Below are 679 nucleotides of genomic sequence, written 5' to 3'. Positions count from 1 at the left end.
CACCGGGCTGCTCGCCGACCCCGCGCGTGCCCGCCGGCTGGCCGCGGCCGGCACCCGCCAGGCGGCGACCTGGCCGGACGAGGCCGCCACCGCCCGGCAGCTGGTCGCCCTCTACCGGGAGCTGCTGGGTTCACCGGGAGGCGGCCCCCGATGACCCCGGTCGTGCGGGCCGTGGCGCTCCTGCTCGCCGTCCTCACCGCGGTGCTGGTCCCCGCTCTCCCCGCGGGCGCCGCGCCGGCCGGGGGGACGGCGGCCGACCGGATCGTCGTGGTGGGGATTCCCGGCCTGGTGTGGGACGACGTCGACCCGGAGGCCACCCCGAACCTGTGGGCGCTGGCCGAGGGGTCCCCGATCGGCGCGGTGTCGGTGCGGGCAGCCCGCTCCACCAGCTGCGTGCTCGACGGGTGGGCGACCCTCGGCGCCGGCAACCGCGCCCGCTTCCCGGCCCCGGACGAGTCGATCCCCCCGGTGCCGCTGCCCACCGTCCCGCTGCCCGGTGAGGTGCCCGCGAATCCGGACGTGCGCGCGCCGGACGACGCCGCGCCGCAGGAGCCCACCCCACCGCTGCCACCGGCCAGCCCGTCGCTGTCGCACTGCGGCCTGCAGGAGCGGCTGGCCCAGGCCGGGCTCGCCGATCCGCAGGCGGCCGTGGCCGCCGTCGCCGCCGACCCGGCGTCGG

1 pseudogene is annotated in these 679 nt (G+C 80.3%); it reads left to right on the top strand.

The window, feature by feature from the left end:
• Positions 1 to 150: 150 nt before the first annotated feature.
• A pseudogene (locus E4P41_RS21790) lies at positions 151 to 679 on the top strand (hypothetical protein); the annotation flags it as partial.

The organism is Geodermatophilus sp. DF01-2 (assembly GCF_004571065.1).
Taxonomy (GTDB): Bacteria; Actinomycetota; Actinomycetes; order Mycobacteriales; family Geodermatophilaceae; genus Geodermatophilus.
This window is presented reverse-complemented; position numbering and strand designations above follow the sequence as displayed.